This is a genomic window from Bacillus sp. CPT56D-587-MTF, assembly GCF_058792335.1.
This window is the reverse complement of record NZ_JBYTEF010000001.1, coordinates 47,747-73,306: the sequence shown is the minus strand read 5'-3', so window position 1 is coordinate 73,306 and position 25,560 is coordinate 47,747. Positions and strand designations below refer to the sequence as shown.

General features: G+C 35.3%; 22 protein-coding genes and 1 pseudogene. 9 read left to right on the top strand and 14 right to left on the bottom strand.

The annotated features are described in order from the left end of the window. Window positions 1-41: 41 nt before the first annotated feature. From rlmD to AC3WVZ_RS00340, 5 genes are all read right to left on the bottom strand, one after another. Window positions 42-1,421, bottom strand: coding sequence for a 23S rRNA (uracil(1939)-C(5))-methyltransferase RlmD (gene rlmD, locus AC3WVZ_RS00360; protein ID WP_000615206.1), 1,380 nt, complete (start codon window positions 1,419-1,421; stop codon window positions 42-44). 10 nt (window positions 1,422-1,431) lie between these two features. After that, a complete protein-coding gene (locus tag AC3WVZ_RS00355; RefSeq protein ID WP_000269422.1) occupies window positions 1,432-2,295 on the bottom strand; it encodes a DNA-3-methyladenine glycosylase family protein in 864 nt (287 codons plus the stop codon). A gap of 59 nt (window positions 2,296-2,354) precedes the next feature. Further along, window positions 2,355-3,137, bottom strand: coding sequence for a delta-lactam-biosynthetic de-N-acetylase (pdaA, locus tag AC3WVZ_RS00350; protein WP_000875956.1), 783 nt, complete (start codon window positions 3,135-3,137; stop codon window positions 2,355-2,357). 127 nt (window positions 3,138-3,264) lie between these two features. Further along, on the bottom strand, window positions 3,265-4,785 hold the full coding sequence (fumA, locus tag AC3WVZ_RS00345; RefSeq protein WP_000413523.1) for a class I fumarate hydratase: 1,521 nt from the start codon (window positions 4,783-4,785) through the stop codon (window positions 3,265-3,267). Window positions 4,786-4,991: 206 nt separating this feature from the next. After that, window positions 4,992-5,174, bottom strand: a complete 183-nt coding sequence (locus AC3WVZ_RS00340) for an SE1561 family protein (RefSeq protein WP_000513558.1) — start codon at window positions 5,172-5,174, stop codon at window positions 4,992-4,994. Window positions 5,175-5,387: 213 nt separating this feature from the next. On the opposite strand from AC3WVZ_RS00340, the gene yfkAB reads away from it, so the two are divergent. Beyond that, a complete protein-coding gene (gene yfkAB, locus AC3WVZ_RS00335; protein ID WP_033695428.1) occupies window positions 5,388-6,515 on the top strand; it encodes a radical SAM/CxCxxxxC motif protein YfkAB in 1,128 nt (375 codons plus the stop codon). A gap of 132 nt (window positions 6,516-6,647) precedes the next feature. Beyond that, window positions 6,648-8,017 (top strand): annotated as a pseudogene (locus tag AC3WVZ_RS00330) (IS1182-like element ISBth7 family transposase); the annotation flags it as partial. A 129-nt stretch (window positions 8,018-8,146) separates the two neighbouring features. Here AC3WVZ_RS00330 and AC3WVZ_RS00325 read toward each other — a convergent pair. Both AC3WVZ_RS00325 and cax read right to left on the bottom strand, forming a co-directional pair. Beyond that, window positions 8,147-8,944 (bottom strand): YfkD famly protein, encoded by a 798-nt coding sequence (locus AC3WVZ_RS00325; RefSeq protein WP_002083605.1) that lies wholly within the window; start codon window positions 8,942-8,944, stop codon window positions 8,147-8,149. A gap of 79 nt (window positions 8,945-9,023) precedes the next feature. Further along, window positions 9,024-10,079 (bottom strand): calcium/proton exchanger, encoded by a 1,056-nt coding sequence (gene cax, locus AC3WVZ_RS00320; protein ID WP_000482137.1) that lies wholly within the window; start codon window positions 10,077-10,079, stop codon window positions 9,024-9,026. A gap of 179 nt (window positions 10,080-10,258) precedes the next feature. On the opposite strand from cax, the gene AC3WVZ_RS00315 reads away from it, so the two are divergent. The 3 genes from AC3WVZ_RS00315 to AC3WVZ_RS00305 all read left to right on the top strand — a co-directional run bounded on the left by AC3WVZ_RS00315 (window position 10,259) and on the right by AC3WVZ_RS00305 (window position 11,613). After that, window positions 10,259-10,675, top strand: a complete 417-nt coding sequence (locus tag AC3WVZ_RS00315; RefSeq protein WP_000550220.1) for a pyridoxamine 5'-phosphate oxidase family protein — start codon at window positions 10,259-10,261, stop codon at window positions 10,673-10,675. Between the two features lie 154 nt (window positions 10,676-10,829). After that, complete coding sequence (locus AC3WVZ_RS00310) at window positions 10,830-10,976, top strand: BH0509 family protein (protein ID WP_000817786.1); 147 nt, start codon at window positions 10,830-10,832, stop codon at window positions 10,974-10,976. Between the two features lie 208 nt (window positions 10,977-11,184). Beyond that, on the top strand, window positions 11,185-11,613 hold the full coding sequence (locus AC3WVZ_RS00305; protein ID WP_000100295.1) for an EamA family transporter: 429 nt from the start codon (window positions 11,185-11,187) through the stop codon (window positions 11,611-11,613). Window positions 11,614-11,624: 11 nt separating this feature from the next. Here the strand turns inward: AC3WVZ_RS00305 and AC3WVZ_RS00300 are convergent, their stop codons facing one another. Further along, on the bottom strand, window positions 11,625-12,218 hold the full coding sequence (locus tag AC3WVZ_RS00300) for a DedA family protein (protein WP_000434872.1): 594 nt from the start codon (window positions 12,216-12,218) through the stop codon (window positions 11,625-11,627). Window positions 12,219-12,693: 475 nt separating this feature from the next. On the opposite strand from AC3WVZ_RS00300, the gene AC3WVZ_RS00295 reads away from it, so the two are divergent. Beyond that, a complete protein-coding gene (locus AC3WVZ_RS00295) occupies window positions 12,694-15,456 on the top strand; it encodes a tetratricopeptide repeat protein (protein WP_233935858.1) in 2,763 nt (920 codons plus the stop codon). A 37-nt stretch (window positions 15,457-15,493) separates the two neighbouring features. Here AC3WVZ_RS00295 and lepB read toward each other — a convergent pair whose 3' ends face one another. From lepB to AC3WVZ_RS00280, 3 genes are all read right to left on the bottom strand, one after another. After that, entirely contained in the window at window positions 15,494-16,030 is a 537-nt protein-coding gene (lepB, locus tag AC3WVZ_RS00290) for a signal peptidase I (protein WP_233935857.1), read from the bottom strand. Between the two features lie 177 nt (window positions 16,031-16,207). Beyond that, a complete protein-coding gene (locus AC3WVZ_RS00285; protein WP_233935856.1) occupies window positions 16,208-16,888 on the bottom strand; it encodes a lysoplasmalogenase in 681 nt (226 codons plus the stop codon). 120 nt (window positions 16,889-17,008) lie between these two features. Next, complete coding sequence (locus AC3WVZ_RS00280; RefSeq protein WP_233935854.1) at window positions 17,009-17,959, bottom strand: DMT family transporter; 951 nt, start codon at window positions 17,957-17,959, stop codon at window positions 17,009-17,011. Between the two features lie 271 nt (window positions 17,960-18,230). Here AC3WVZ_RS00280 and AC3WVZ_RS00275 point away from each other — a divergent pair, with 271 nt between their 5' ends. Beyond that, window positions 18,231-20,156 carry a heavy metal translocating P-type ATPase gene (locus tag AC3WVZ_RS00275; protein ID WP_233935853.1) on the top strand — a complete coding sequence of 642 codons (1,926 nt, stop codon included), beginning with the start codon at window positions 18,231-18,233 and terminating at the stop codon, window positions 20,154-20,156. A gap of 187 nt (window positions 20,157-20,343) precedes the next feature. Here the strand turns inward: AC3WVZ_RS00275 and AC3WVZ_RS00270 are convergent, their stop codons facing one another. From AC3WVZ_RS00270 to AC3WVZ_RS00260, 3 genes are read right to left on the bottom strand one after another with little or no spacing between them, the layout of a single operon-like run. Then, the gene (locus AC3WVZ_RS00270) at window positions 20,344-21,210 is read right to left on the bottom strand and encodes a YihY/virulence factor BrkB family protein (protein WP_001226536.1); all 867 of its coding nucleotides are present in this window, start codon (window positions 21,208-21,210) and stop codon (window positions 20,344-20,346) included. 6 nt (window positions 21,211-21,216) lie between these two features. Then, a complete protein-coding gene (locus tag AC3WVZ_RS00265) occupies window positions 21,217-21,732 on the bottom strand; it encodes a DUF4075 domain-containing protein (protein WP_001085389.1) in 516 nt (171 codons plus the stop codon). 53 nt (window positions 21,733-21,785) lie between these two features. Further along, on the bottom strand, window positions 21,786-22,250 hold the full coding sequence (locus AC3WVZ_RS00260) for a low molecular weight protein-tyrosine-phosphatase (RefSeq protein ID WP_000250916.1): 465 nt from the start codon (window positions 22,248-22,250) through the stop codon (window positions 21,786-21,788). Window positions 22,251-22,424: 174 nt separating this feature from the next. Here AC3WVZ_RS00260 and AC3WVZ_RS00255 point away from each other — a divergent pair, with 174 nt between their 5' ends. Then, on the top strand, window positions 22,425-22,649 hold the full coding sequence (locus AC3WVZ_RS00255) for a DUF1128 domain-containing protein (RefSeq protein WP_000366196.1): 225 nt from the start codon (window positions 22,425-22,427) through the stop codon (window positions 22,647-22,649). Window positions 22,650-22,842: 193 nt separating this feature from the next. Continuing rightward, entirely contained in the window at window positions 22,843-25,509 is a 2,667-nt protein-coding gene (locus AC3WVZ_RS00250) for a cation-translocating P-type ATPase (RefSeq protein ID WP_074047958.1), read from the top strand. Window positions 25,510-25,560 lie beyond the last annotated feature (51 nt).

Here is a 25,560-nt window from a genome sequence, read left to right as displayed (position 1 = left end):
AGAAAATATTCCCTCATACCATGAGGGAATATTAATAAACTTTACTTTCTAACAAGCTTCACTACATTTTCTACGTGAGCTGTATGCGGGAACATATCAACTGGTTGCACATACTCCACTTCATAGCTCTTCATTAATGCTTGTACATCACGTGCTAATGAAGAAGGATTACAAGACACGTACACAACTTGTTTCGGCTTCACTTTTAAAATTGTTTCCAGTAATTTATCATCGCAACCTGTACGTGGTGGGTCGACAACAATTACATCTGGACGCCATCCTTCTTTTACCCATTTCGGTAACCATTGTTCAGCTTTACCTGCTTCATATTTCGTATTTGTAAATCCGTGACGCTTTGCATTTTTTCTTGCATCTGCAATTGCTTCTGGAATTACATCCATACCACGTACTTCCGCTGCATCATTTGCAAGCCAAAGACCGATTGTACCGACACCACAGTACGCATCCACAATCTTCTCGTTTCCTGTTAACGCAGCTGCTTTTTTCGCTTCATTATACAAAACAACTGTTTGCTCTGGATTCAACTGGAAGAATGCACGTGCTGATAATTCAAATGATAAATCGCCAAGTGTTTCTTGAATGACTTCTTTTCCAGCTAATTTAAATGTTTTGTCGCCAAAAATAACAGATGTTTTACGCCAGTTTACATTTTGCATAATTGATTTAACCGCTGGCATCTGTTTTTGTACTTCTGCAATAAATTGTTCTTTATTTGGTAATTCTTCTTTTGTTGTAATAAGTGTAACTTGTACTTCCCCTGTTTGAACTGCAGTACGTGTTACAATTGTGCGTACTAAACCTTTTTGCTTTTTCTCATTGTAAATAGAAACATTTAATTTTTCTAAAATACGTCTTACAACTTTTGTCGCTTCATTCGTTGCTTTATGTTGAATCATACAGTGAGCGATATCAATTAACTGATGTGAGTTTTGTTTATACAGCCCTGTAATAACCTTTTCGTCTTTACGCCCCACTTGTAATTGACTCTTATTACGATAATGCCATGGATTTTCCATGCCAAGCGTTGGGCGAATTTTCTCTTCCATACTATTTTTCATGTACTTCTCAAATGCTTGTACAACGATATCACGCTTTTGATTCAATTGTTCTTTATAATCTAAATGTTGCAGCTGACAACCGCCACACTCCTCATATACTGGACACGGTGCTTTCACACGATGCGGTGAAGCTTTACGAACTTTTTTCACTTTCGCTTCAGCGAAGCCACGCTGAATTTTCGTTGTTTCTGCAACAACTTCTTCTCCTGGTAATGCCCCTGGAATAAAAACAACTTGTCTCTTAAAATAACCAACGCCTTCTCCGTTAATCCCAAGACGTTTAATTGTCACAGGAAACGTTTGACCAACTTCCAACTTACTCTCATGTTGCTTTTGTATCATTATTACACCTCTACTCTATACTTTTCCATAAATATAACGCTGCATAACTGCAGTATGGTTCACACTCTTGTTTCACTTTTTCTAAAAATGCATCATCAGGTTTATCATCTAATTGAAATATACCTTGCACTGCACGCTGAATCCCAATGTCCGCTTTCGGGAACATATTTTTCCGTCCAAGCCCAAACATTAAAAAGTTTTGCACTGTCCATGCACCAATTCCCCTAATTGGCAACAATTGTGCTGAAATGTCTTCTTCCGTCCCATTTTCTATACTCGCTAAATTTAATGTACCACTGACAATACTTCGACCTAATCCTACTATATATTCAGCCTTTCGCTGACTAAACTTCTGCTCTCTCAATTCTTCTATTGAAATATTTGCTACTATTTCCGGAGTGGGGAAAAAGAATACACCGTTCTTCTCTGTTCCATACCGTTTCACAAATTGTTCTGTTAACACAGTAGCAAATTTCAAATTTATTTGTTGGTGAATGATACAGCGAAGCAGACAAGCAAAATAATCAAATTCTAAAATAATTGGAGTATAAGCATATGTTTCAAATAGTGGACGTAATGATGTGTTTAAAAAATGATTTTGTATATCTTGAAACGGTTCATTCCAATGAAAAATGGCCCTCATTCGTTTCATGACTTTCTCTGGATCTCCTGTCTGACTAGAAATCCAAAACTGTGGATTTTGAACAGTACCAATCCCTTGTAAGCGAACAACAACCTGTTCCTCGTCTATACAAAGCGGGATATAAATAACTTTCTCATCTAATTGAATGACGTTAAGAGGATCAAAAGATAAACGTTTTAATACTTCTTCAAAATGATACGGATACTCTAACGTAACATGTTCGCTCCACATACGTTTCCCCATCCTTTTTACACATCATTATAGCATGAGAAAACCGTAAGCATACATGCTTACGGTTGATTGCCTTTTACTAAGTCATCTAGACTTTTAAAATGATACCCTTTCTCGCGCAAATCATCAATGATTTTCGCAAGTGCTTCTGCATTATCTTTTGATATTGCATGAAGTAATAAAATAGATCCTGGATGAATCATCGTCATAACATTATTATGCGCATATTGCCATCCTCTTTGCTGATCCACTTTCCAATCCAAAAATGCAAGTGACCAAAATACATTATAATAGCCCATTTCTTTCGTAAGAGCTAACGTTCTTTCACTAAATACACCGCGCGGAGGACGTACATATTTCACTTCTTTTTGCCCAGTTACTTTTTTAATTTCTTCCGTTACACTTGTTAATTCTTCACGAAGTTTCTCATCATTTACCGCTGTAAAATCAGGATGACTCCAAGAATGGTTTCCAATAATATGTCCTTCATCCTTCATTCTTAACAATAAATCTTTTTGTGTTTTAATGTAATGCCCCGTTACAAAGAAAGTTGCTGGTACTTTTTTCTCTTTTAATACATCTAATATTTTCCCTGTGTATCCATTCTCATATCCATTATCAAATGTTAAATAAATATCTTTTTTCTTCGTATCTCCTAAATAAAACCCGCCATTTTTTTGTAGTAAATCTGTATATAACTTTCCTGCATCTGGTACTGTTTCATTTTTAGGACGCGGGATTCCCCAGTTATGTGGAGTATTTGTATAAGCCAGTGCTGAAACTGGAACAAGTGCCATCATAATTGAAAAAATGAGACCGATATATAACCATTTATATTTCATAAATAGTCTCCTTTCCATATATAATCGTACTTGTAGTTTCTGTTGCTACGCATTCTTTCATGCTGAACATGTTTTTCTATATATACCAAAAAAATGCATCTCGAATCATTCGAGATGCATTTTTTATTTACTTAAATACTGGCTCTTTAAAGCTAGCTAATTTTTCAAGTGATGTTTTATCAACATCTGCATGTAAGCTATTACCATGCGAGTCCATCGTTACAACTGCTTTAAACCCGTCGATACGTAAATGCCACATTGCTTCTGGAATACCAAATTGTAAGAAATCAACATCTTTCACTTCTTTAATACATTCAGCATAATATTGCGCTGCACCACCGATTGCGTTTAAATATACACCGCCGTGTTCTTCTAAAGCCGCTAATGTTTTCGCACCCATACCGCCTTTTCCAATGACAGCGCGAATACCAAATTTCTTCATAATATCGCCTTGGTACGGTTCTTCACGAATACTTGTCGTTGGACCTGCCGCTTTAATTTGCCAATTGTCATTTTCATCTTTCACAACAACTGGACCACAGTGGTAAATAATTTGTCCATTTAAATCTACTGGACAATCATTATCCATTAAATGCTTATGGATTGCGTCACGACCTGTATACATCATGCCATTAATTGTTACAACATCACCAACGCGAAGTTCACGAATTTGCTCTTCTGTAATTGGTGCTTGTAATACAATCTCACGTTGCTCTGTTTTTTCTTGTACTTCATGCTGAAGTGTATCTTCACCTTCTTGATATAGCCAATCCATAATGTCTCCTGTTTCAGGATGGATTTTCACACCAAGGCGACGATATGCCCAGCAATTATACGCAACAGATACATAGAAACTAGCTGGCAAACGATTATAGACGCCAATTTTACAACCAAGTAAAGTTGTTTCTCCGCCAAATCCCATCGTACCAATGCCAAGCTTATTCGCATTTTCTAATACGTACTCTTCAAGATGTTGTAACTCTGGTACTGGATTGACATCATCTAATGTACGGAATAATTGATTTTTTGCCAATTCATAACCTGATGTGCGGTCTCCCCCGATACCAACACCAATTACACCAGCGCTACATCCTTGCCCTTGTGCTTGATATACTGCATGAAGAAGGCATTTACGAATCCCTTCTAAATCACGGCCAGCTCGTCCAAGTCCTTCTAGTTCACACGGTAAGCTATATTGAATATTTTTATTCTCACAGCCACCACCTTTTAGGATTAAACGTGCATCAATATAATCTTTTTCCCATTGTTCAAACTTAATCACCGGTGTACCTGGTCCTAAATTATTTCCACTATTATCTCCAAAAAGAGAATCAACAGAATTGGGACGAAGTTTACCATCTTTTGTCGCCCGCTCAAGCGCATTATAGATAGCTTCCTTCAACTTTAATTGATTCACACCAACTGGTGTATAAATTTTAAACGTTGGCATCCCTGTATCTTGGCAAATCGGCGAGATGTTATCATCAGCCATTTTAATATTATTTGTAATTGTGCCAAGTGCCATCGCAGAACGAGTCCCTGCATTTTCTCGCTCTTTCGCTTGTTGAATCGCACGACGAACATCTTTCGGTAAGTTCGTTGACGTTTCAACAATTAGTTGATACATGCTTTCTTGAAGCTTTTCCATTGTTACTTCCCCCTCAATTGTGAACGCTACCAAAACGTTATGAGCTGAAAATTCAATTGTTATGCTCTTTAGCTATTTATTTGTTTCACGCTATTAGAGCATAAATGAAATTTTTCACAACTTGATTATACCTCTTTTTCTATCGTCCTTCTATTACCCGAACAGAAAAAGGCTACCAAATTGGAATTGGTAGCCTTTTTAATATATTATTCGTCTTTTTTAAATTGCTCACATTTTAATTCTAATTCATCTAACATTGCAAGAAGACGATCTACATCTTCTAATTCAACTTCTTCAGGTTCAATTGTATCAATTACTTCAATGAACATATTTAAACGTTCTTTTAAATATACTAATTGTGTATCTTTATCTTGAATTGCTTTTCCCATGAAGGCACTCTCCTTTTAATTCGAGTTGCTTTTATTATACCGCAAAAACGATTGCTATGGGCATGAAATTTCATCAATTTTGTCACAGTCATCCACTATAATGTAAGCCCTCTCTCTTTCCATGCTAAAAAGTTTCACTTTATAAAAAGCACATATTCTTCTATTATAGAGAATGGACAAATTGTTATTTCAATAGTCAAAGGAGTATTTCATATGACGATATCACAAAAAATGAAGCCGATTACTCCTTCTTACGATCCATGGGAAGCGTATATGGACCTTGAAGAGTACGGCAAACTACTATTAACAAATGTTGAATTTACAACGACGACGTTATGCAACATGCGCTGTGAGCATTGCGCTGTTGGTTACACGTTACAGCCGAAAGACCCAAATCCGCTTCCGATGGATCTTTTATTAAAACGATTAGATGAGATTCCTCATTTACGTTCTTTAAGTATTACTGGCGGCGAACCTATGCTTTCAAAAAAATCCGTCGACAACTATGTAACACCACTCTTAAAATATGCCCATGAACGAGGCGTTCGCACTCAAATCAACTCTAACTTAACTATAGATTTAGCACGTTACGAACAGATTATTCCTTATTTAGACGTATTGCATATATCTCATAACTGGGGAACAATTGATGACTTCGTTGAAGGCGGATTTGCAATGATGGAGCGTAAGCCTACTTACGAACAACGTGCAAAATTATTTGAAAGAATGATTACAAATAGTAAGGCTCTATCAGATGCAGGTGTACTTGTATCGGCCGAAACAATGCTAAACAAAAGAACTCTACCACATATTGAACATATTCACCGCCAAATCGTCGAAGAGATGGGCTGTAAACGTCATGAAGTTCATCCAATGTATCCAAGTGACTTCGCGAGTAATCTAGAGATTTTAACAAAAGCTGAAATTCGTGATGCGATTGAACATTTACTAGAAATTCGCGATGAAAATGTATGGATGCTATTTGGAACTTTACCTTTCTATGCTTGTAGCGATGACGAAAAAGACATAGCTACATTTAAAAAATTGCAAGAGAGCAAAAATGTAACTGTTCGTAATGATCCAGATGGCCGTTCTCGTTTAAATGTAAATATTTTCGATGGAAATATTATTGTAACGGACTTTGGTGATGTTCCACTTCTAGGAAACATACAAACACACACATTACAAGAAGCGTATGAAAAATGGAGCACTTCAAAAACAGCAAAATCATTAAGCTGCCACTGTCCTGCAGTAAAATGTCTTGGACCAAATGTTCTTGTAAAAAACAGCTACTATCCGACAGAAGATTTCTTATCAAAAACAGCAAACATTACATTATAAAAAAAACGTCAGCTTATAAGCTGACGTTTTTTATCAGGCTGTGGAGAAAGTCTTCTCCACAGCCTGTTTTTGTGTCTGAACCTCTTTTTATGTGTCAACACTGATAAAAAAGAGGAAAAGGAGAGATTTTTTATGATGGGTGCTTTAAAAAATCATCGTGATGAGCGTGTATCTGTTTCTGTAGAAGAGTTGGTTCCACAAGATCATTTCCTTCGTGCAATTGAAGCGACAATTAGTTTTGATTTTATTGAAGAGAAGTTACGCCCTTATTACTGTGAAAACAATGGACGCCCGTCCATTCATCCTATTGTTTTATTTAAGATGATGTTTATTGGATATTTTTACGGTATTCGTTCTGAGCGTCAATTGGAAAAGGAAATTAAAACGAATATTGCCTACCGTTGGTTTTTAGGGTTTTCTCTATCGGATACTATTCCGGATCACTCTACAATCAGTTGGAATCGTCGTACTCGTTTTATTCATACAAATATTTTCGAAGAAATTTTTGATGAGATTGTGAGACAAGCGACGGAGCACCGGATGGTAGGAGGACGTGCACTGATGACAGATTCTACACATATTAAGGCCAATGCCAATAAAAATAAATTTGTACATAAATATAAAAAAGAAAAAGCAAAGTTTTATATAGACGAGCTAGAAGCTGCGGTAATCGAAGATCGTGAGGTACATGGAAAAAAGAATTAAAACCTAGAAAGGAAAGTGATACCCCTACCAAAAAAACTCGTATAAGTACAACGGATCCAGATAGTGGATTTTTAATGAGAGATGGAAAACCAAATGGTTTTCATTTCTTGGATCATCGTACGACTGATGCGAAGTACAATATTATTACAGATACCTATGTAACGGCTGGAAATATGGCAGATTCCGAGCCGTATTTAGCACGCCTCCAAGCTCAGATTGATAAATTCGACTTCAAAGTAGAAGCTGTTGCCCTTGATGCTGGCTATTTTACAGGATATATCTGTAAGAAACTATCAGAACGGAATATATTTATGGTGATGGGGTATCGCCGATTTGGAAAACGGAATAAAGAAGTACCGAAAAGCCAATTTAAATATGTAGAAGAAATGAATGTTTTCGCTTGTCCGATGGGATGTATTCTAGAATATGTAACAACTGATCGTGAAGGATACCGTCAATACAAATCGAATCCAGAAGACTGCGCTGTTTGTCCGTTACGTGAGGTGTGCTTTTCAAAGAAACAAAAACAAAAAGTTATCACTCATCATGTGTGGGAGAAATATAAGGATATTGCTAGAAAAAACAAGCTAACAGCTACAGGGAAAAGGTTGTATAAAGTACGCTGTTCCACTATAGAGCGAAGCTTTGCAGACGCCAAAGAACTACATGGCTACCGCTATGCCCGGTTTCGAGGGCTGAAGTCTGTCCAAATGCAAGCTTATCTCACCGCAGCTTGTCAAAACATGAAAAAAATAGCCCTCCACCTGACCAAAAAGGGTCAGGTGGAGGGCTATTTTTTAAAATTCTATTATTTTATGTTGTTTTTATTCGCTAAAATCAAAAAAGATTCCAGAGTGTTGGGAACCCTAAAGGGTTTCCCAACACTCTGAAAAAAAACGTCAGCTTATAAGCTGACGTTTTTTATGTTATTGCGAGTGAGAAGAAGAAATAAATTTAAAAAACAAATGATCATGAATTGGAATTGCCGCTCCAATTCCTTGAGAAGTAATATTTTTCACAACAAGTCTTTTTTGATTTCCCTTTAATACAAGATACACTTCTCCAAATGTTACTTTTCCCTTTTCATTTACTGCTGGTGTATAAGCGTATAAATATCCAAGTTGACTCGGACTAATATTATACACACGCTCATGTCCAGTACCATAACCAATAGTTGTCTTAAACGAAAGAGGTAATTGTACTTTTTCAAGTGCTTTGAGAAGCATCATTTTTTTCACATCTGCAGCATCTTTCATATCTGCTGTTAAATCGCCTTCAACCGTCTTTTGTGTTTCTTGCTTATAGCGAAGTGGATATAAACGGTCTCCTCCGCGATTATCATACACATTTCGATTCACTTGTTTATATTCCCAATTAATCGATGTGTCTACTGATTCATAATGTAAGGCCCATTGACCTAAATAAATTTTTGCCCGATACCCTACTGCAAGTGGCGCATTTGAAATTGTCGTTTCATTAAACATCCGAATTAAGTCTGGATTTTCAATTTTAATATTAGCCGTTTTCAATAGCTCTTGAGCAAATTTACTTGGTTGTAAACGTGGCAAATCTTGCGCATCATTTGGAAATGTATTGTCTTTTGAAATATTTAAAACAGATGAAGGCATTTTTGTTCCTACTGTTGTCTTTGCAAAACTCATGTTAGGAAATAATAAAATAAACGAGACCATAGTTGAAAGACATATGCTGTATACTCGTTTCACCTGTCTGGCTCCTTCCTATGTAGGTATATATACTACTTCGTTTATTGTTTTCTCTGAGCGCAATTGTTATGCCTATTTTTCATAATAAATAAAAACCAATTCCCATAATGACATACGCCGCTAGTAAAGTGCCTCCTTCAAACCAGTTTGTATCTCCATCATTGGAAATCGCAATCGTTAAGAAAACGGCTGTAATCATAGACACAAGTTCTGGTATGGTAAATACTAAAGGCATCCTTTGCGCGAAGAACATAGATAGTAATACTAATACAGGAGCAACAAACATGGCGATTTGTAATGTAGAGCCTATTGCAATTTCAACTGCAATATTTACTTTATTTTTATAAGCCATAATAATTGCAGACGCATGTTCCGCTGCATTCCCAACAATTGCAACGATAATAACCCCTATAAATAACTCTGACCAGCCAAATGACTTTGCAACAGTTTCAAAAGTATGCACGAGTGCCTCTGACACATAAGCTACCGCTAGTGTTGCTATCGCTAAAATAAGTAGCGCCTTCCCTTTCGACCACTCTGGCTCTTCTTCATGCGCTACTTCGTCACTTTTATGTTGATATACACCACGGTGCGTAACTAACTTAAATAGTAATGCAGCAAGGTACATGATAATCATAATAATAGAAACACCTATACTTAATTGATACGTCTTGCCAGCGTCCATCTTCATTGAAAAGATCTCTGGAATAACAAAGGCCACAACAACAGCAAATATTAATAAAGCTGAATTATGCCTTGCATCATATACATTAAAACTTTGTCTTTTGTATTTAAGACCTCCAACAAAGAAGGATAACCCTCCTACTAATAATAAATTTCCAAGTACAGATCCCGTTAAAGAAGCTAACACCACTTCAATTAACCCTGCTTGAAGTGCAAAAATTGAAATGATAAGTTCAACAGCATTACCGAAAGTAGCATTTAATAATCCGCCTATTCTAGGACCAGAAACAATTGCTAGACTCTCTGTTGCTCTACCCATAAAACCAGCTAATGCGATAATCGTAACACAATACACAGCGAACATAATTGTTTCTGGCCAATGAAGTGTTTTTCCAAGTACAGATAGTGGTACACCTATAAGCGCTACTATAAGAAATATTTTATTAAACATGTTTTTCATCCTTCCATCGTATGTATTTCTCCTCAATATTATTATTATTCTTCTCCTAACTTGTCCGATTTCATCACAATTACGTTTAAAAAATCGGATTGAAGAAAACAGTATGAAAGATATTTAAATTATCTTGTTTAAACAGACAGAATTATAAATTGTGAAAAGGGGTTAAAATTATGCACTTAAAAGAAAAAATCGCAACTATTATTCAAGGTCAACGTACTGGTGTATTATCTACAGTACGAAATGAGAAACCTCATAGCGCCTTTATGATGTTTTTCCATGAAGATTTTGTACTGTATGTTGCAACAGATCGACAATCAAAAAAGATAACAGATATTGAACAAAATCCTAATGTCCATGTACTACTCGGACGAGAAGGGAAAAAATTAGATGAAGATTATATTGAAGTTGAAGGATTGGCTTCAATTGAGGAAGACTCGACATTAAAAAACAAGTTTTGGAATAATAGCTTAAAACGTTGGTTACTCGGCCCTGAAGACCCTAATTACGTATTGATAAAAATCAACCCCGACACAATTTATTACATCGATGGTGCCGGTACGACGGAGCCTGAGTTTTTACGACTATAAAATAAAACAAGCCCCCCTTAGGTGGGCTTGTTTTGTCGAAAAGTTCTTTTGAAAAAAACAATAAAATAGGTGGAATTTTCTAAAGATTCTGTTATATAATAGCATTAACTTAAATAAACTGTATTAAAACAGATTGAGAGGAGAAATAAAATTGATGAAGAGAGAAGAACGCAAAAACATGATTGAGTTTATTGAAAAGAAAAAAGGGATTGAGCGTGACGAATTACTGTTTATGACAGACGATGAAGTAGAACATATTTATAATGTAACGTACTTTTTATATGAGGAAATTGCAGAGTAGTATAATAATCCCCACCTTATTAAAAATATAAGGTGGGGATTATTTCGCTATTTAGCCCACTATTTACAGGCAGTAAAACTCCCACCTTAAAATTCAGGTGGAGCAAGAAGTTAAGTTGAAGTCGTGCTTCCTATAAGCTCAATTGCTTCAACTTTATACATGAGAATCATTTTCATGTATAATACTGTAAGATTGGAGGAATTTTACTATGAGTTCGTGGCTCTTATTTGCACTATTATCAGCAATTGCTGCTGCCCTTGTATCGATTTTTGGAAAGTTTGGTTTAGACGGCATCGATGCAAACGTTGCAACAACAATTCGATCTATTATTATGGCATTATTTATGATAGGCGTTATTATCATACAAGGTAAATTTCAAAATATCGGCGACGTACTGCTAAATAAAAAAGCACTGCTATTTATCACATTAAGTGGGATTGCAGGTGCTTCTTCATGGCTATTTTATTTTCTTGCCCTCAAAACAGGAAAGGTTTCACAAGTAGCTCCTGTCGATAAATTAAGCGTCGTATTTTCTATCATTCTCGCTATGATTATCCTCGGTGAAAAGTTAAACTTTATGACCGGTGTTGGTGTAGTCTTTATTACAGCTGGTGTATTATTTATTGCTTTCAGCTAAAAAAACCGCTATTAGCGGTTTTTCTTTTTCTTTATGTACAACCATACAAAACATGTAACAACTGCTGAAATTAATAAAATCCATATTCCATAATGATGTAAACTATACTCAACGAAGCGCCACTTCTCGCCTAACTTCCAGCCAAGCCCAATAAAAACACTTATCCAAATGAGCGCACCACCGTAAGCGTACAAACAAAAACGCCAAAGTGTCAAATTTGATACCCCAGCAAAATATGCTGTTAAATGACGTACGCCCGGTATAAAATAACCAATCATTAAAAGAAATGGCCCATATTTTTCAAATAAAATATGTGTTTTTTCAATATGATGTTCTTTAATTCTAATTTTCGGCCCATATTTCTTTAAAACAGGGAGCCCAAGTTTTAAACCTAATATGTAGCTTAACGTGATCCCTAACATCGCACCAGCCAGCCCACTTAAAAAAGCAGCAGTTCCTGACATAACTCCTTTTGAAACATTATAACCAACAAAGGTCAATAAAAACTCGTCTGGTATCGGTAATCCAACAATCCCACCAGCCAAAGCTATAACAATTCCAAAATAGCCATAATGCGCGATTAACTCGCCAATATGTTGTTCCATTCGGAAGACACATCCTATGCACGGTCGTTATTCCACATTGTACCCTTTCTATCTTTAAGGCAAACATGGTATACATATTCACTATACATTGTTTTTATAATGAACTCTACTTCTATTCTTTCCTTTAACAGAGATAAAGTGAAACTTTAATCAGTGGGAGTTTTGTAATTATTAACCTATGCCAATCTTGCTTCTACAGACATCCCGACTCCCACATAACTCACTTACATTCACTAATTTTGAGATTAGATTCTTACTGCCTGCAAATGTCCTGATAAAAAATAAAAATTCATATGCGTGTTTTTTTGTTACAATAAAGGAAAGTTACTTTTCGCAACGGTTTAACTCTCAAGAAAAATGATATATCTAGCAAAAACATAGTTTGGTCTATATAATACAACTTCTACCTATTAAAAGAACATGAACCCTTTTACATACAACATCATTTTTCTAAATTATACAGGGGGGAACGAACATGACCATTGAAAATCAATTTATTCAAAAAGTTTACTATAAAACATTTTTAACAGAAGAAACTTCTACTCCTGCATCGGAAGTACTCGGTGAAGCATATATAAATGAATCTAAAAATGAATTCTCCAACATTTCTAATATTCGATTTGCTCAAGGTGAATTTTATTATCAAAATAAAGATTTTGAAGCAGCTATATTTAAATGGGAAAAAGTTAATAATACTCTTGCACTTTGGGCAACAAAAAATATTGCAGATGCTTATTTTGAACTAGGATTCCTACCAAAGGCAGAAGAAATTTATCAATCTATTCAAACAGAAGATACAACTCTTACGATGGAAGTTTCATTACAACTTCTTTCTCTTTATATCGAACAAGATCGTTTAGGACTTGCTTTTAAGACGATTAGTGAAGCTGTTGCATTCCAACCGGATTACCCAAATATTACTGCAATTGCACGTTCTTTCTATGAAAAACAAGAAGATTGGAACAACGCTATCGAACTAGCTGTTCAAGAAGGTATTCGAACACAATCTTTACACTGGTTTGATACATTAATAAATTACATAAACAAAGGATTTACTAAAAATATTAAGCCTGAATATTTCTATGAGTCTTTAAAAGCTCTATATGCTGTTGATCAAGCTCAATTTAAAGAACTTGTTATTGCTCTTTGGAATAGCTATCAACATGAATCCTTATACCTTCCTTGGATTCAAAGTATTAATCATTTATTCTTGCATATTGAAACAGACAATAATGACGATTGGAATGAAATCTCTACTCGCTACCAAGAAACATACTTTGCATTAATTACCGGAAATCATTTTATGCATGAATTAAACGGACTTGTACCAAATTTATTAACAAATTGGTTCAGTTTAACGAAAGCAAAAGATTCTCTAGTTGTCTCTGCAGCAGTGTTAGCATGGAATGAAGTCTCACCTACAACTTTAGAATCATTACTCGTAAAAAGTGCTGGATCCTTACTTTCTAATACATCAGCTGAAGCAGATGTAAATATGGAAACAGTTTCTCATTTATTCGAAACAATCGCTGTATGGGCTGAGAAAAATGATGTAGATTTAAGTCATCAATTTACGCTACTCGTCCATGAACTATGTGATTTAAATGTCACACCAATACTAATAGCTGGAACTAGTGACCATGATAAAACATCATTTGTTAATTCAATATTGGGAGAGAACATCTTAACTGAAACTTTAACAACTCCTATTCTATTTAAAGACGCTAGTCAAACTGAAATAACAGAATTTACCGAGTTAGATATAAGAAATATCCCTAACCTTGATGAATTCCATCAAATAACGGCTACATCTGCTCAGTCAGAACTTGAGAAAAAATGTATAGAAATTAAGCTACCAAGTAGGTTTTTAAGAAAAAATAAGTTTACATTTCTTATTACACCATCTATTCAAGGACAATTGGATAAAAACAATGCACACTTTGAATACTTACAAGCAGCAGATAGCCTTGTATACGTATTAAATTCTTCTTCACCATTGCATAGTCAAGAAATTGATACGTTAATTTATTTACGTGAACAAGTACCAAACTTACAAATTCACTTCGTATCACACACAAATAATACGACTACTGATGAAAAACTAATTAGTAAACTTAAAGTACATTTTCCAGATGCACAATTCTTCCCATACTCTCCTTCGCAAGAGAGTAGCCAGCAACTTGGAGATGTAACAGAATCTATTCTTTCTAATCTTGCAAAACGCGATATAGAAAAAGAACGTATAGAAAAGCTAATATGGTTTACGCAAAAGACAATTGCTTATCTCATAAATGAACGTGTGGAATTAGAAAATACATTAGTAAAATCCGTACGCTGGAATAAACACATCTCAGTGAAACTTACTGGATTTATTAATAACCTTACTGCTCTTGAAAAAGATAAAATTCGTTCTATTACCGAATCCTATCTTTTAACGAAAGAAGAAATTACACGAGATATACATTCTCAAATTCCTGAATTATTACAGAGCTGCTCTGATCTTGTTCAAGAAGATAGTGATTTCAAATTAGTTCATGAAGAATTAAATGCTGCAATGAATGAACGAGTTCAAAAGCATGTACAACAGGTACTTCTTCCTAAATTTACTGGGTCTATTCAAGAATGGATTGAAACAGCACATAATGAATTTATTCAAGCTCAAGCTTATTTAGATGAAATGAGTGAAACGTTTAATAAATTATATAAAGAAGAACGTATGAAACTTCCTTGCGATTTCAAATTATTAGATGATTGGAATCGAGATGTTGTACGAATGACAAATCGAATTACAGTAACGAACATCAATATTTTATTACGCTTTACACCGACACAGTTTTTCTTAAAAAGTGCCGGAAAATTATTTGGTAATATGCAAAAAAACCAATCTATGCTCGCCAACAAATATAAACAATATATTGAAACAGAAGACTATACAGAAATTGCTCACACAATTTCAAAACAATTCTTCCTTCAATTTGAAGTATTTGAAGGTGCATTAGAACGTGATATCATGATGTTCTTCAAAGATCCACTTAATATATTGAAACAAAATGTAGATGCAGCTCAACTTGAGATAAAGGAAGACGAGCAAACATTAGCAACGCTAAGAAGCAATCCAGAAACATATCATGATCCTTTGGCGTTATTTAAACTACAATTGCTACAACATAAATTCGTTTTAAGTACTACAAAGAAACATGAAGATATTTTTGTATCAAACGAATCTCCTACTGTTTAACCAAAAAAACCAAGCAAACTAAAACTTGCTTGGTTTTTTACTTTATTATTTTCATATGTTCAAACGGATAATAAATGCCTGCTAACTTTCCTAACACATCTTCTCTATCAATAAAACCTAAACCATTTCTACTATCTTTACTTATTAAGCGATTATCTCCCATAACAAAAATCTTATTTTCGGGAACTGTAATTGGTCCAAAGTCCTCTGTTAAATTCATAAGTTTTTTTTCTGCTTGTTTTTTATTACTATCCAAATACTCTTCATCTTTCACTTCAGAATTTACATATAATTGATCATTTCTCATCTCAATTATATCTCCAGGTAATCCAATCACTCTTTTGACATAAAAATTATCTGTTTTCATAACAATAATATCTTCTCTCCCATAGCTTTCAAATTGTTTTGCTAGCTTATTAACAATCACCTTATCTCCATCTTGCAACGTCGGCCTCATGGATGCTCCTTTTACATTCGTCGGAAAAAACACAAAAATTTTCGCCAAAAACACCAATAAACATGCAATTGCAATAGCTCCAAAGAATTCACGCCAACGTTTTTTCTTTTGCATCATTTCACCAACTCATCATCTTTTTACTTTCATTATAAATAATACGACCGATGATTTTCTACAAAATTCTGAATTATAAAATTATAATATTAGAAATTTCAAAATGGTAATACTGATCAAATTAAACAAGCAAAAAAGATACTCTCAAAATAGTCTATTCACTATTTTGAGAGTATCTTTTTATAATCCCACATATACAATACACATTTGAGCAGCTACATATGTAAACCAAATCCAAAGTGGCTCATACTTCAATTTACGTCCTCCGATATCTGTCACGCCAATAATAAAATCAGAAATCACAAACAGTAAACCACCAAACGCTGGTATCCACCATATTCCTGTATTTTCATAATATAAGGCGAATGCAAAGCAAGCCATTCCTCCAACCCACAATCCGTAAATTAGAGCTCCTATCGTAAACAATTTATCCTGTTTATCATTTCGGATAAAGAAGAACCATCCTACAATTAGAAAGAGCCCATATACGAGTAAGCCAATCCAAAAACCATTCCACGAAATTCCTGTTTGCAAAAATGCTTTTACATAAAAACAATGAGCAAGAGCGAAAGTAACCATCCCACCAATTAACCTGTGACCAATTGGAATCAGCCCAGCCATAAACAAATCTCCCACAGTCGATAAAGTCATACCAAGTGCAACCCACGTACTATACTCTACAGATGGATCTTGTAACCATACCCAAATTGCACTACCTGTTAAAGAAAAACTAAGAATAAGACGGATTGCTAAAGGTAACGGCATATTATCTTTCGTTCTTTTTGTCTGCCGCATTGCATAAATTGCACCAATTAAAAAAAGAAGTATTTGCCCAATTAACACCACGTAAAGTAGATTCATAATATGTTCTCCTCAATAAATGCTTTTTGTATCTTTTTTCGTTACACTTAGTCTATTATCCTTTTTCTATAAAAAAAGAAGAACAGTACTGTTCTTCCATTGTAATCGCTTTTCTGCTTTCTATGCTACTTGTTTTTCTTTCTCTATTTTTTGCTTAGCTGGCGTCCGATTTACCACAATAATTCCCGCGGCTACACATGCTAAACCGAGTAACACAAATGAATGAATTGCTTCACCTAAAATCATGCTCGATAATAACACACCAAATACGGGTATAAAGAACATATACATAGATACTTTTCCAACCTTATTGTACTTCATAATTGTATTCCAAATGCAAAAACCAGCTGCAGATAAGAAAGATAAATAAATCAGCATAAGTAGTGCATGTAGACTAAATGTAAATGGCATTACTCCAACTTGTAAAGCCTCTATACATAATAATCCTATAGAACCAAACATCATTTGGTATGCTGTCATATAGCCAACATCTAACGTTTTACTACCTTCTTTCGCTAATATGTTTCCATATGAATACAGCATTGCTGCACTAAGAAGTAATAAGCTTCCAATTCCAAAATGAAATGATAAGCTACCATCACTCGGCACATTTACTAAAATGACGCCACAAAAACCAATCGATACCCCAATTATTTTTCTCATATTGAGAGCATCATCTTTATATAAAAAATGGGCGAGTAAAATTTGAAAGAATGATGATGTCCCTGAAATGATAGCTCCTTCAATTCCTGAACTATAACTCATTCCAATGTAAAAACAGATATATTGAAGAAACGTTTGGAATAAACCAATTTGTATTAACTGTTTCCCCGTTCCTTTTTTGAAGCTCATATCTTTTCCTAACACTTTAAAGAATAATAAGAGCATGACTCCAGATAACAAGAAACGATAACCGGCAAATAATATTTGCTCTCCAACTTCTTGTGGTTGAATTCCAAGTTCAACATAACTTAATTTAATAAAAGGAAATGCGCTTCCCCATAAAAAAGTTGCTACTATTGCAGCAATAAATACGCCAATCGGATGGGTAAAAAATTTCTCTGTCTTCACTTGTTGTCTTCCTTTCCGACCTTTTTATGAACAATATTCATATATACCAAAGGAATTGCGAAAACACAAGTTTTCCGTTTATACTTGAAACAAAACCGTACCATCTCATAAAAACATATGATATACTATAGAATAATTACAACATAAGAACGATTAAAAACAGATTCAACAGAAATGCTGCTATCCATTATGGATGGCAGCTTTCGTCGTTTTATAGGGGTTTCGATTTTGATTATTTTTCTCAATAAGAATTCGGAAGGAGCGAGTAGTAATGAACTCAGAAGTAAAAACGTTACACGCAAAAGAAACAATTTCTCATCCCTCTTTATGGGACACATTAAAAAAACATTATGAACTTGTATTTGCAGTGGCATCTGGTATTTTTATTTTAGCTGGCTGGCTATTCACAAAGAACGATGCAATGAATATAGGTATTACTTGCTATATCCTTGCTTATATAGTTGGTGGATATGCAAAAGCTAAAGAAGGCATTGAAGATACGATTGAAGAAAAAGAGCTAAATGTTGAAATGCTAATGCTCTTTGCAGCTATCGGTGCTGCAATTATTGGCTACTGGGCAGAAGGGGCTATTTTAATCTTCATCTTTGCGCTCAGCGGTGCTATGGAATCTTATACATTAAGTAAGAGCCAAAAAGAAATTTCCGCTCTTCTTGACTTACAACCCGAAGAAGCATTACGCATTTCCAACGGAACAGAGGAACGTATTCCTGTTGGAGAGTTACAAATTAACGACATTATTTTAATTAAACCAGGTGAACGTGTTCCTGCTGACGGTACGATTCATAACGGTGAAACAAATATCGATGAAGCAGCAATCACGGGAGAACCTATTCCAAATGAGAAAAGATATGGCGATGAAGTATTTGCAGGTACTGTAAATTTACGTGGTGCTATCGAAGTTAAAATTACGAAGCCGAGCGATCAAACATTATTCCAAAAGATTATCCGTCTCGTACAAAGTGCACAAAGTGAAAAATCACCATCACAACTATTCATCGAAAAGTTTGAAGGAACATACGTAAAAGGTGTACTACTCGTTGTTGCGCTTATGATGTTCGTTCCTCATTTCTTACTTGACTGGAGCTGGAATGAAACGTTTTATCGCGCTATAATCTTACTTGTAGTCGCATCTCCTTGTGCACTCGTTGCTGCCATTACACCAGCAACGTTATCAGCCATTTCTAACGGAGCAAGAAATGGGATTCTCTTTAAAGGTGGCATACATTTAGAACGTCTCGCTTCAGTAAAAGCAATCGCCTTTGATAAAACAGGAACATTAACAGAAGGAAAACCTACCGTAACAGATATATATGTTCGAGAAAATATGACAGAAAAAGAAGTACTTTCTATTACAGCATCAATTGAAAGTCACTCTACACATCCTTTGGCTGAATCTATTGTTAAATATGCACAACATGCGTACGACATTACATTAAAAAAACCAGAAAAGGTTGAAGATGTAACTGGTTTTGGGCTAAAAGGAATATTCGAAAACAACGCTTATAAAATAGGTAAAGCTGATTTTATCGGTGAAGAAACAAAAACATTTCATAATGGTATTTCTGCCTCACTTGAAAAGGAAGGTAAAACTGTCGTTTATATTAGTGATGAGGGAGGCATTCTTGGACTTATCGCTTTAAAAGATACGCTTCGCCAAGAAACAATAGCTGCTATTCGTGATTTACAAAGCATTGGTGTCGAAGCAATTATGATTACTGGAGATAATGAAGAAACGGCAAAAGCAATTGCCTCTGAAAGTAATATAAAGGAATATTACGCATCATGCTTACCAGAAACAAAAGTTGAAACGATTAAAAAGTTAAAAGAAAAATACGGTACAGTAGCAATGGTTGGAGACGGTATAAATGATGCACCTGCCCTAGCTACTTCTAGCATTGGTGTCGCAATGGGAGAAGGAACAGATGTAGCTTTAGAAACTGCAGATGTTGTACTGATGAAGAACGAACTATCTCGCCTTTCCCAAGCAATTCGTTTATCAAAACGAATGAACCGTATTGTGAAGCAAAACGTAATCTTTTCGCTAGCCGTTATTGCCATGCTAATTTGTTCAAACTTCTTGCAATTTTTAGCTCTTCCATTCGGTGTTATTGGTCATGAAGGAAGTACGATTCTTGTCATTTTGAATGGCTTACGATTACTAAAAGGAAGCAAATAAAACGGGTCCCTCATAGAGGACCCGTTTTTTTTAGTGATAGCTATTATGACCGTTCGCACTGCTACTCGTTTTATGCTTTGGATGCGAACTGCTCTTTTGTTTATTATTACTTTTATTATTATGGTTCTTTTTATTATTACTCATGAAATATCCCCCCTGTTCCTTTTTATTATGGAACAAGAACTCATTATTCATTACGGGAATTATTGTCACCGGTTCTATAATGGTGGAGTAAACCATTAATTTCACCGCCAAGTAAAATTACCCATCCAGTTAAATAAAACCATAACATTAAAATAATGATACCACCAAGACCACCATATGTATTGGCGTAATTTGCAAACTTATCTACATAATAAGCAAATGAGTACGATACCACAATCCATCCTACAGTAGCAAATAACGCCCCTGAAATAACTTCTCTTCTTTTTAACTTTCGATCTGGTGCAAATGTATATAAGAAACTAAACAAAGCAAATAGCACGAAGAAACTCGCTACTAATCGTGTAATGCTCCATACGAAAGAAAAACTATCTGATAAACCGAGTGCTTTAAACACTGCTGCTCCAATAACTTGTCCGAATACCGGAACAATTAACGCAAAGACAATCATAAAAATAATAGCTAATGTAAACACAATTGATAACGCTCTTGTTGTAATAAAAGAACGTGTTTCCTTCACGTCATAAGCACGGTTAAAAGCATTCATAACCGCATTAACACCATTTGAGGCAAACCATAACATGGATAATAAACCAAATGATAATAAACCACCATTTTGCTGGTTTACAACTTTATCTACATTTACCTCAATTAAGTTCATTGCATCATCTGGTACATAAACCTCTAATAAACTAAGCACATCCTCTGTTTGAATGGGAATAAATCCAAGAAGCGTAATTAAGAAAACGAGCCCAGGAAAAATTGCAAGCAAGAAGAAATAAGCGAGCTGTGCTGCCAAGCCCGCTACATCATCGCGCATCGTCCGGTCATATAAATCTTTACCAAACGAATAAGTACGATTTCTTCTCACCTTTTCTAAAATTTTTCTCATATATGTTTAAACGCTTTTCTTCTCTTCTTTATCTTGCTTTAACTCAATGTACGCTTCAGTTTTTTTTTCCACTGCATTTGAGTCTTTCATAAATAATTCACGCGCTTCTTTCATACCACCATCTTCAGCAACTATTGGCTCTTCTTCTACTTTCAACTCATCTACCTTTGGAGATACAGCTTGAATTTCAATCGTTTCTGGCTTTTCTTCTGGCTCAACTTTTTTCTTACTAAAAATTTCTTTCGTTTCTTTTAACGTCTCTACAACAGATGGCGTTAATTTTTTAATTTCTGCTACTTTCGCTTTTACCACATTGAAATCTGCAAGTTCGCGTCCTTTATCTGTAACAGTTTGCACTTTTTCTTTGATCTTTGCATTTTCACCAATTTCAATCATCTTTGTTTTTGCTTTTTCTGCTGTATTTTTTACTTTTTCGCGGTTTTCTTTCTTTAACATGGATACAGCTACACCTGCAGCTACACCAATCGCAATGTTTCGAGCAATATTATTTTTCTTTGCCATATTCCTTCACCCTTTCATTTCTTATGTTAGAAAGTATTTCTTTCTAAGCTTCCTCATATTCCTTGTTCATTTCGAATGAAAGCTAATAGCTTTGCACACCCTTCTGTTACAAGGTCATATACTTCTTGGAAATTCCCTGTATAGTAAGGGTCAGGAACGTCTGTCCAGCCACCGTCTGGAACAAAGTCGGACAGCCTACCAATATAGCCTCCAGTTTTACCTAAACTTTTTAAATCTGCTATATTCTTGTTGTCCATGGCAATAATATAATCAAACTTTGTTAAGTCTTCTTTTTCTACTTGCCTTGCTTTAATTCCTTCAAAAGTGACTGCATTTTCTTTTAAAATTTTTTGTGTTCCTTTATGTGGCGGATGACCAACATGCCAATCTCCAGTTCCTGCAGAATCAATGACAATTTTCTCTTCAAGTCCCTCTTTTACGACAAGATTTCGAAAAATCGCTTCTGCCATCGGAGAACGGCAAATGTTCCCAAGACAAACAAACAATACTTGAACCATGTTTTTGTTTCTTCCCTTCTTGGTGCATTTCTTCATATATACTTATAGTATAAACAACCAATTATGAAATATAAAGGAAATCCCTACTAATTTAATAGGATTGAAAAGATCCATTAACGAAAATGATAAAAAATGTTAAGATAGCCTTATGTTATTTTAAAGGGGGACACTTCGGTGGATTTATCCGTAAAGTCAGAAGAAAACGTTGAATACATGGTCGAAGCTATTAAAGAAAAATTACGTATGGTTAATGCTGGAGCGATGAGAGCTGCTAGTTTTAACGAAGAAATGTACGAAGATTTACGTGACATTTATGATCATGTTATGAAACGTGAAACATTCAGCATTAGTGAAATGCAAGCTATTACAGAAGAATTAGGTACATTAATTAAAAAGTAAAAAAGCCTCTCTTATTATGAGGCTCTTTTTTATTTCCAACAAATTCATGACAACTCTTCTCTTTCCCTCAACCAACTGTAAAATATTGTACAATAGAAGTAGAACCTCACCTTAGATTTTTTCTCCATACATACTACTCACAAATAATAGCAACACTACCATTGCTAACTGTTTTTACTGGAGGTGCTTACTTATGAGCAATTGGTACAGTAAGACGAAAGATCAAACATTGATTGACCTAGAAACAAACGAACAAAATGGTTTAACAGATGAGATTGTAAGTGAACGTTTAAAGCAATACGGTTCTAATGAATTAGCTACAAAACAAAAACGCACTTTATGGCAGCGTATTTTCGCCCAAATTAATGACGTCCTCGTATATGTCCTTATTATTGCTGCCCTTATTTCTGCCTTTGTAGGTGAATGGGCGGATGCCAGTATTATCGCGCTTGTTGTAGTTTTAAATGCTGTTATCGGTGTTGTCCAAGAATCGAAAGCAGAACAAGCTTTAGAGGCATTGAAAAAGATGGCAACACCTAAAGCTATCGTCAAGAGAAATGGTGAACTAAAAGAAATTCCATCTGAGCACGTCGTTCCAGGGGATATCGTTATGCTCGACGCCGGACGATATATCCCATGCGATTTACGCCTTATTGAAACCGCAAATTTAAAAGTTGAAGAATCTGCTCTAACTGGTGAATCTGTCCCTGTTGATAAGGATGCAATCTACCACCCTTCCATGCAACGTGATGAGCAAGTACCACTCGGCGATCAAAAAAACATGGCCTTTATGTCTACTCTTGTTACATATGGACGAGGCGTCGGTGTTGCTGTTGAAACTGGAATGAACTCACAAATTGGTAAGATTGCTACCTTGTTACATGAAGCTGACGATGATATGACACCACTTCAAAAAAGCTTAGCACAAGTCGGAAAGTATTTAGGCTTTGTTGCTGTAGCTATTTGTATCGTGATGTTTCTCATAGGCTTTTTACAAGGACGAGATACACTAGAAATGTTTATGACTGCAATTAGTTTAGCCGTTGCAGCTATTCCAGAAGGTTTGCCAGCTATCGTTTCCATCGTTCTTGCAATTGGTGTGCAACGTATGATTAAACAAAACGTTATCATTCGGAAACTACCAGCTGTTGAAGCCCTCGGTTCTGTCACAATTATTTGTTCAGATAAAACAGGTACGTTAACGCAAAATAAAATGACCGTTACTCACTTTTATAGTGATAACACATACGATCGCTTAGAAAGTTTAAATGTAAATAATGATGCGCAACGTCTATTGTTAGAAAATATGGTGCTATGTAATGATGCGTCTTACAATAACGAATCACAAACGGGAGACCCGACTGAAATTGCTCTTCTCGTTGCCGGAACCACCTTTAATATGCAAAAAGATCATTTAGAAAAAATACATGAACGTGTAAATGAGCTGCCTTTCGATTCAGATCGTAAAATGATGTCAACCGTGCATACATATGATGAAAGCTACTATAGCATGACGAAAGGTGCTATCGATAAACTCTTACCTCGATGTACCCACATATTTAAAAACGGTAAAATCGAGGTTCTAACAGATGCTGATAAAGATCAAATATTAGAAGCCGCTGGGTCAATGTCTCAAGAAGCTTTAAGAGTACTTTCATTCGCATTTAAACAATACGATTCAAACGATGTGGATATAAATCATCTTGAAAAAAATCTTATCTTTATTGGTCTTGTCGGTATGATTGATCCACCACGAACTGAAGTGAAAGATTCAATTAAAGAATGTAAAAAAGCCGGTATTCGCACAGTTATGATTACTGGTGACCATAAAGATACCGCCTTTGCAATTGCCAAAGAACTTGGCATTGCTGAAGAAATATCGGAAATTATGATTGGAACTGAATTAGATAACATTTCTGATACAGAACTAGCTAGCAAAATTAATCATTTAAATGTATTCGCTAGAGTCTCTCCAGAGCATAAAGTGAAAATTGTAAAGGCATTACGCGCGAAAGGAAATATCGTTTCTATGACTGGTGATGGTGTCAATGATGCACCATCTTTAAAGCAAGCTGATGTTGGCGTTGCGATGGGCATTACAGGAACAGACGTTGCAAAAGGGGCAGCAGACGTCGTGTTAACAGATGATAATTTCTCATCTATTGTGAAAGCCGTTGAAGAAGGTAGAAATATTTATCGTAACATAAAAAAATCAATTCTCTTCCTACTCTCTTGTAACTTCGGAGAAATTATCGCTTTATTTTTAGCGATTTTACTCGGCTGGGCAACACCACTACGACCTATTCATATTTTGTGGGTGAATTTAATTACAGATACACTGCCTGCATTATCACTTGGGGTTGATCCTGAAGATCCAGATGTGATGAAGGAAAAACCACGACATGCGAAAGAAAGCTTATTTAGTGGCAGCGTTCCTTTCCTGATTTTCAATGGAGTTATCATTGGACTTTTAACTCTAATAGCTTTTATCGTCGGAGCAAAATTCTATACTGGAGATACAAATTTATTTCCTCTTTTCCCAAAGCGAATTGATGACGATGCTCTATTACACGCTCAAACGATGGCATTTGTCGTTCTTAGTTTTTCTCAGCTCGTTCATTCATTTAACTTGCGTTCAATAACGAAATCAATTTTTTCAATTGGGATCTTTACAAATAAATATTTAGTTTTCTCCCTTCTTATCGGTGTTCTTATGCAAGTTTGTATCATCTCCATCCCGCCCCTTGCAAATATATTCGGTGTACATGCATTAACGATGCGAGATTGGGGATTTGTTCTCTTATTAAGTATCATTCCACTTATTCTGAATGAGATTATTAAATTAGTGAAGAGAAACTAAAAGGCAATGAGGAATAGTCCTCATTGCCTTTTCATTTATCCTACTATTTTC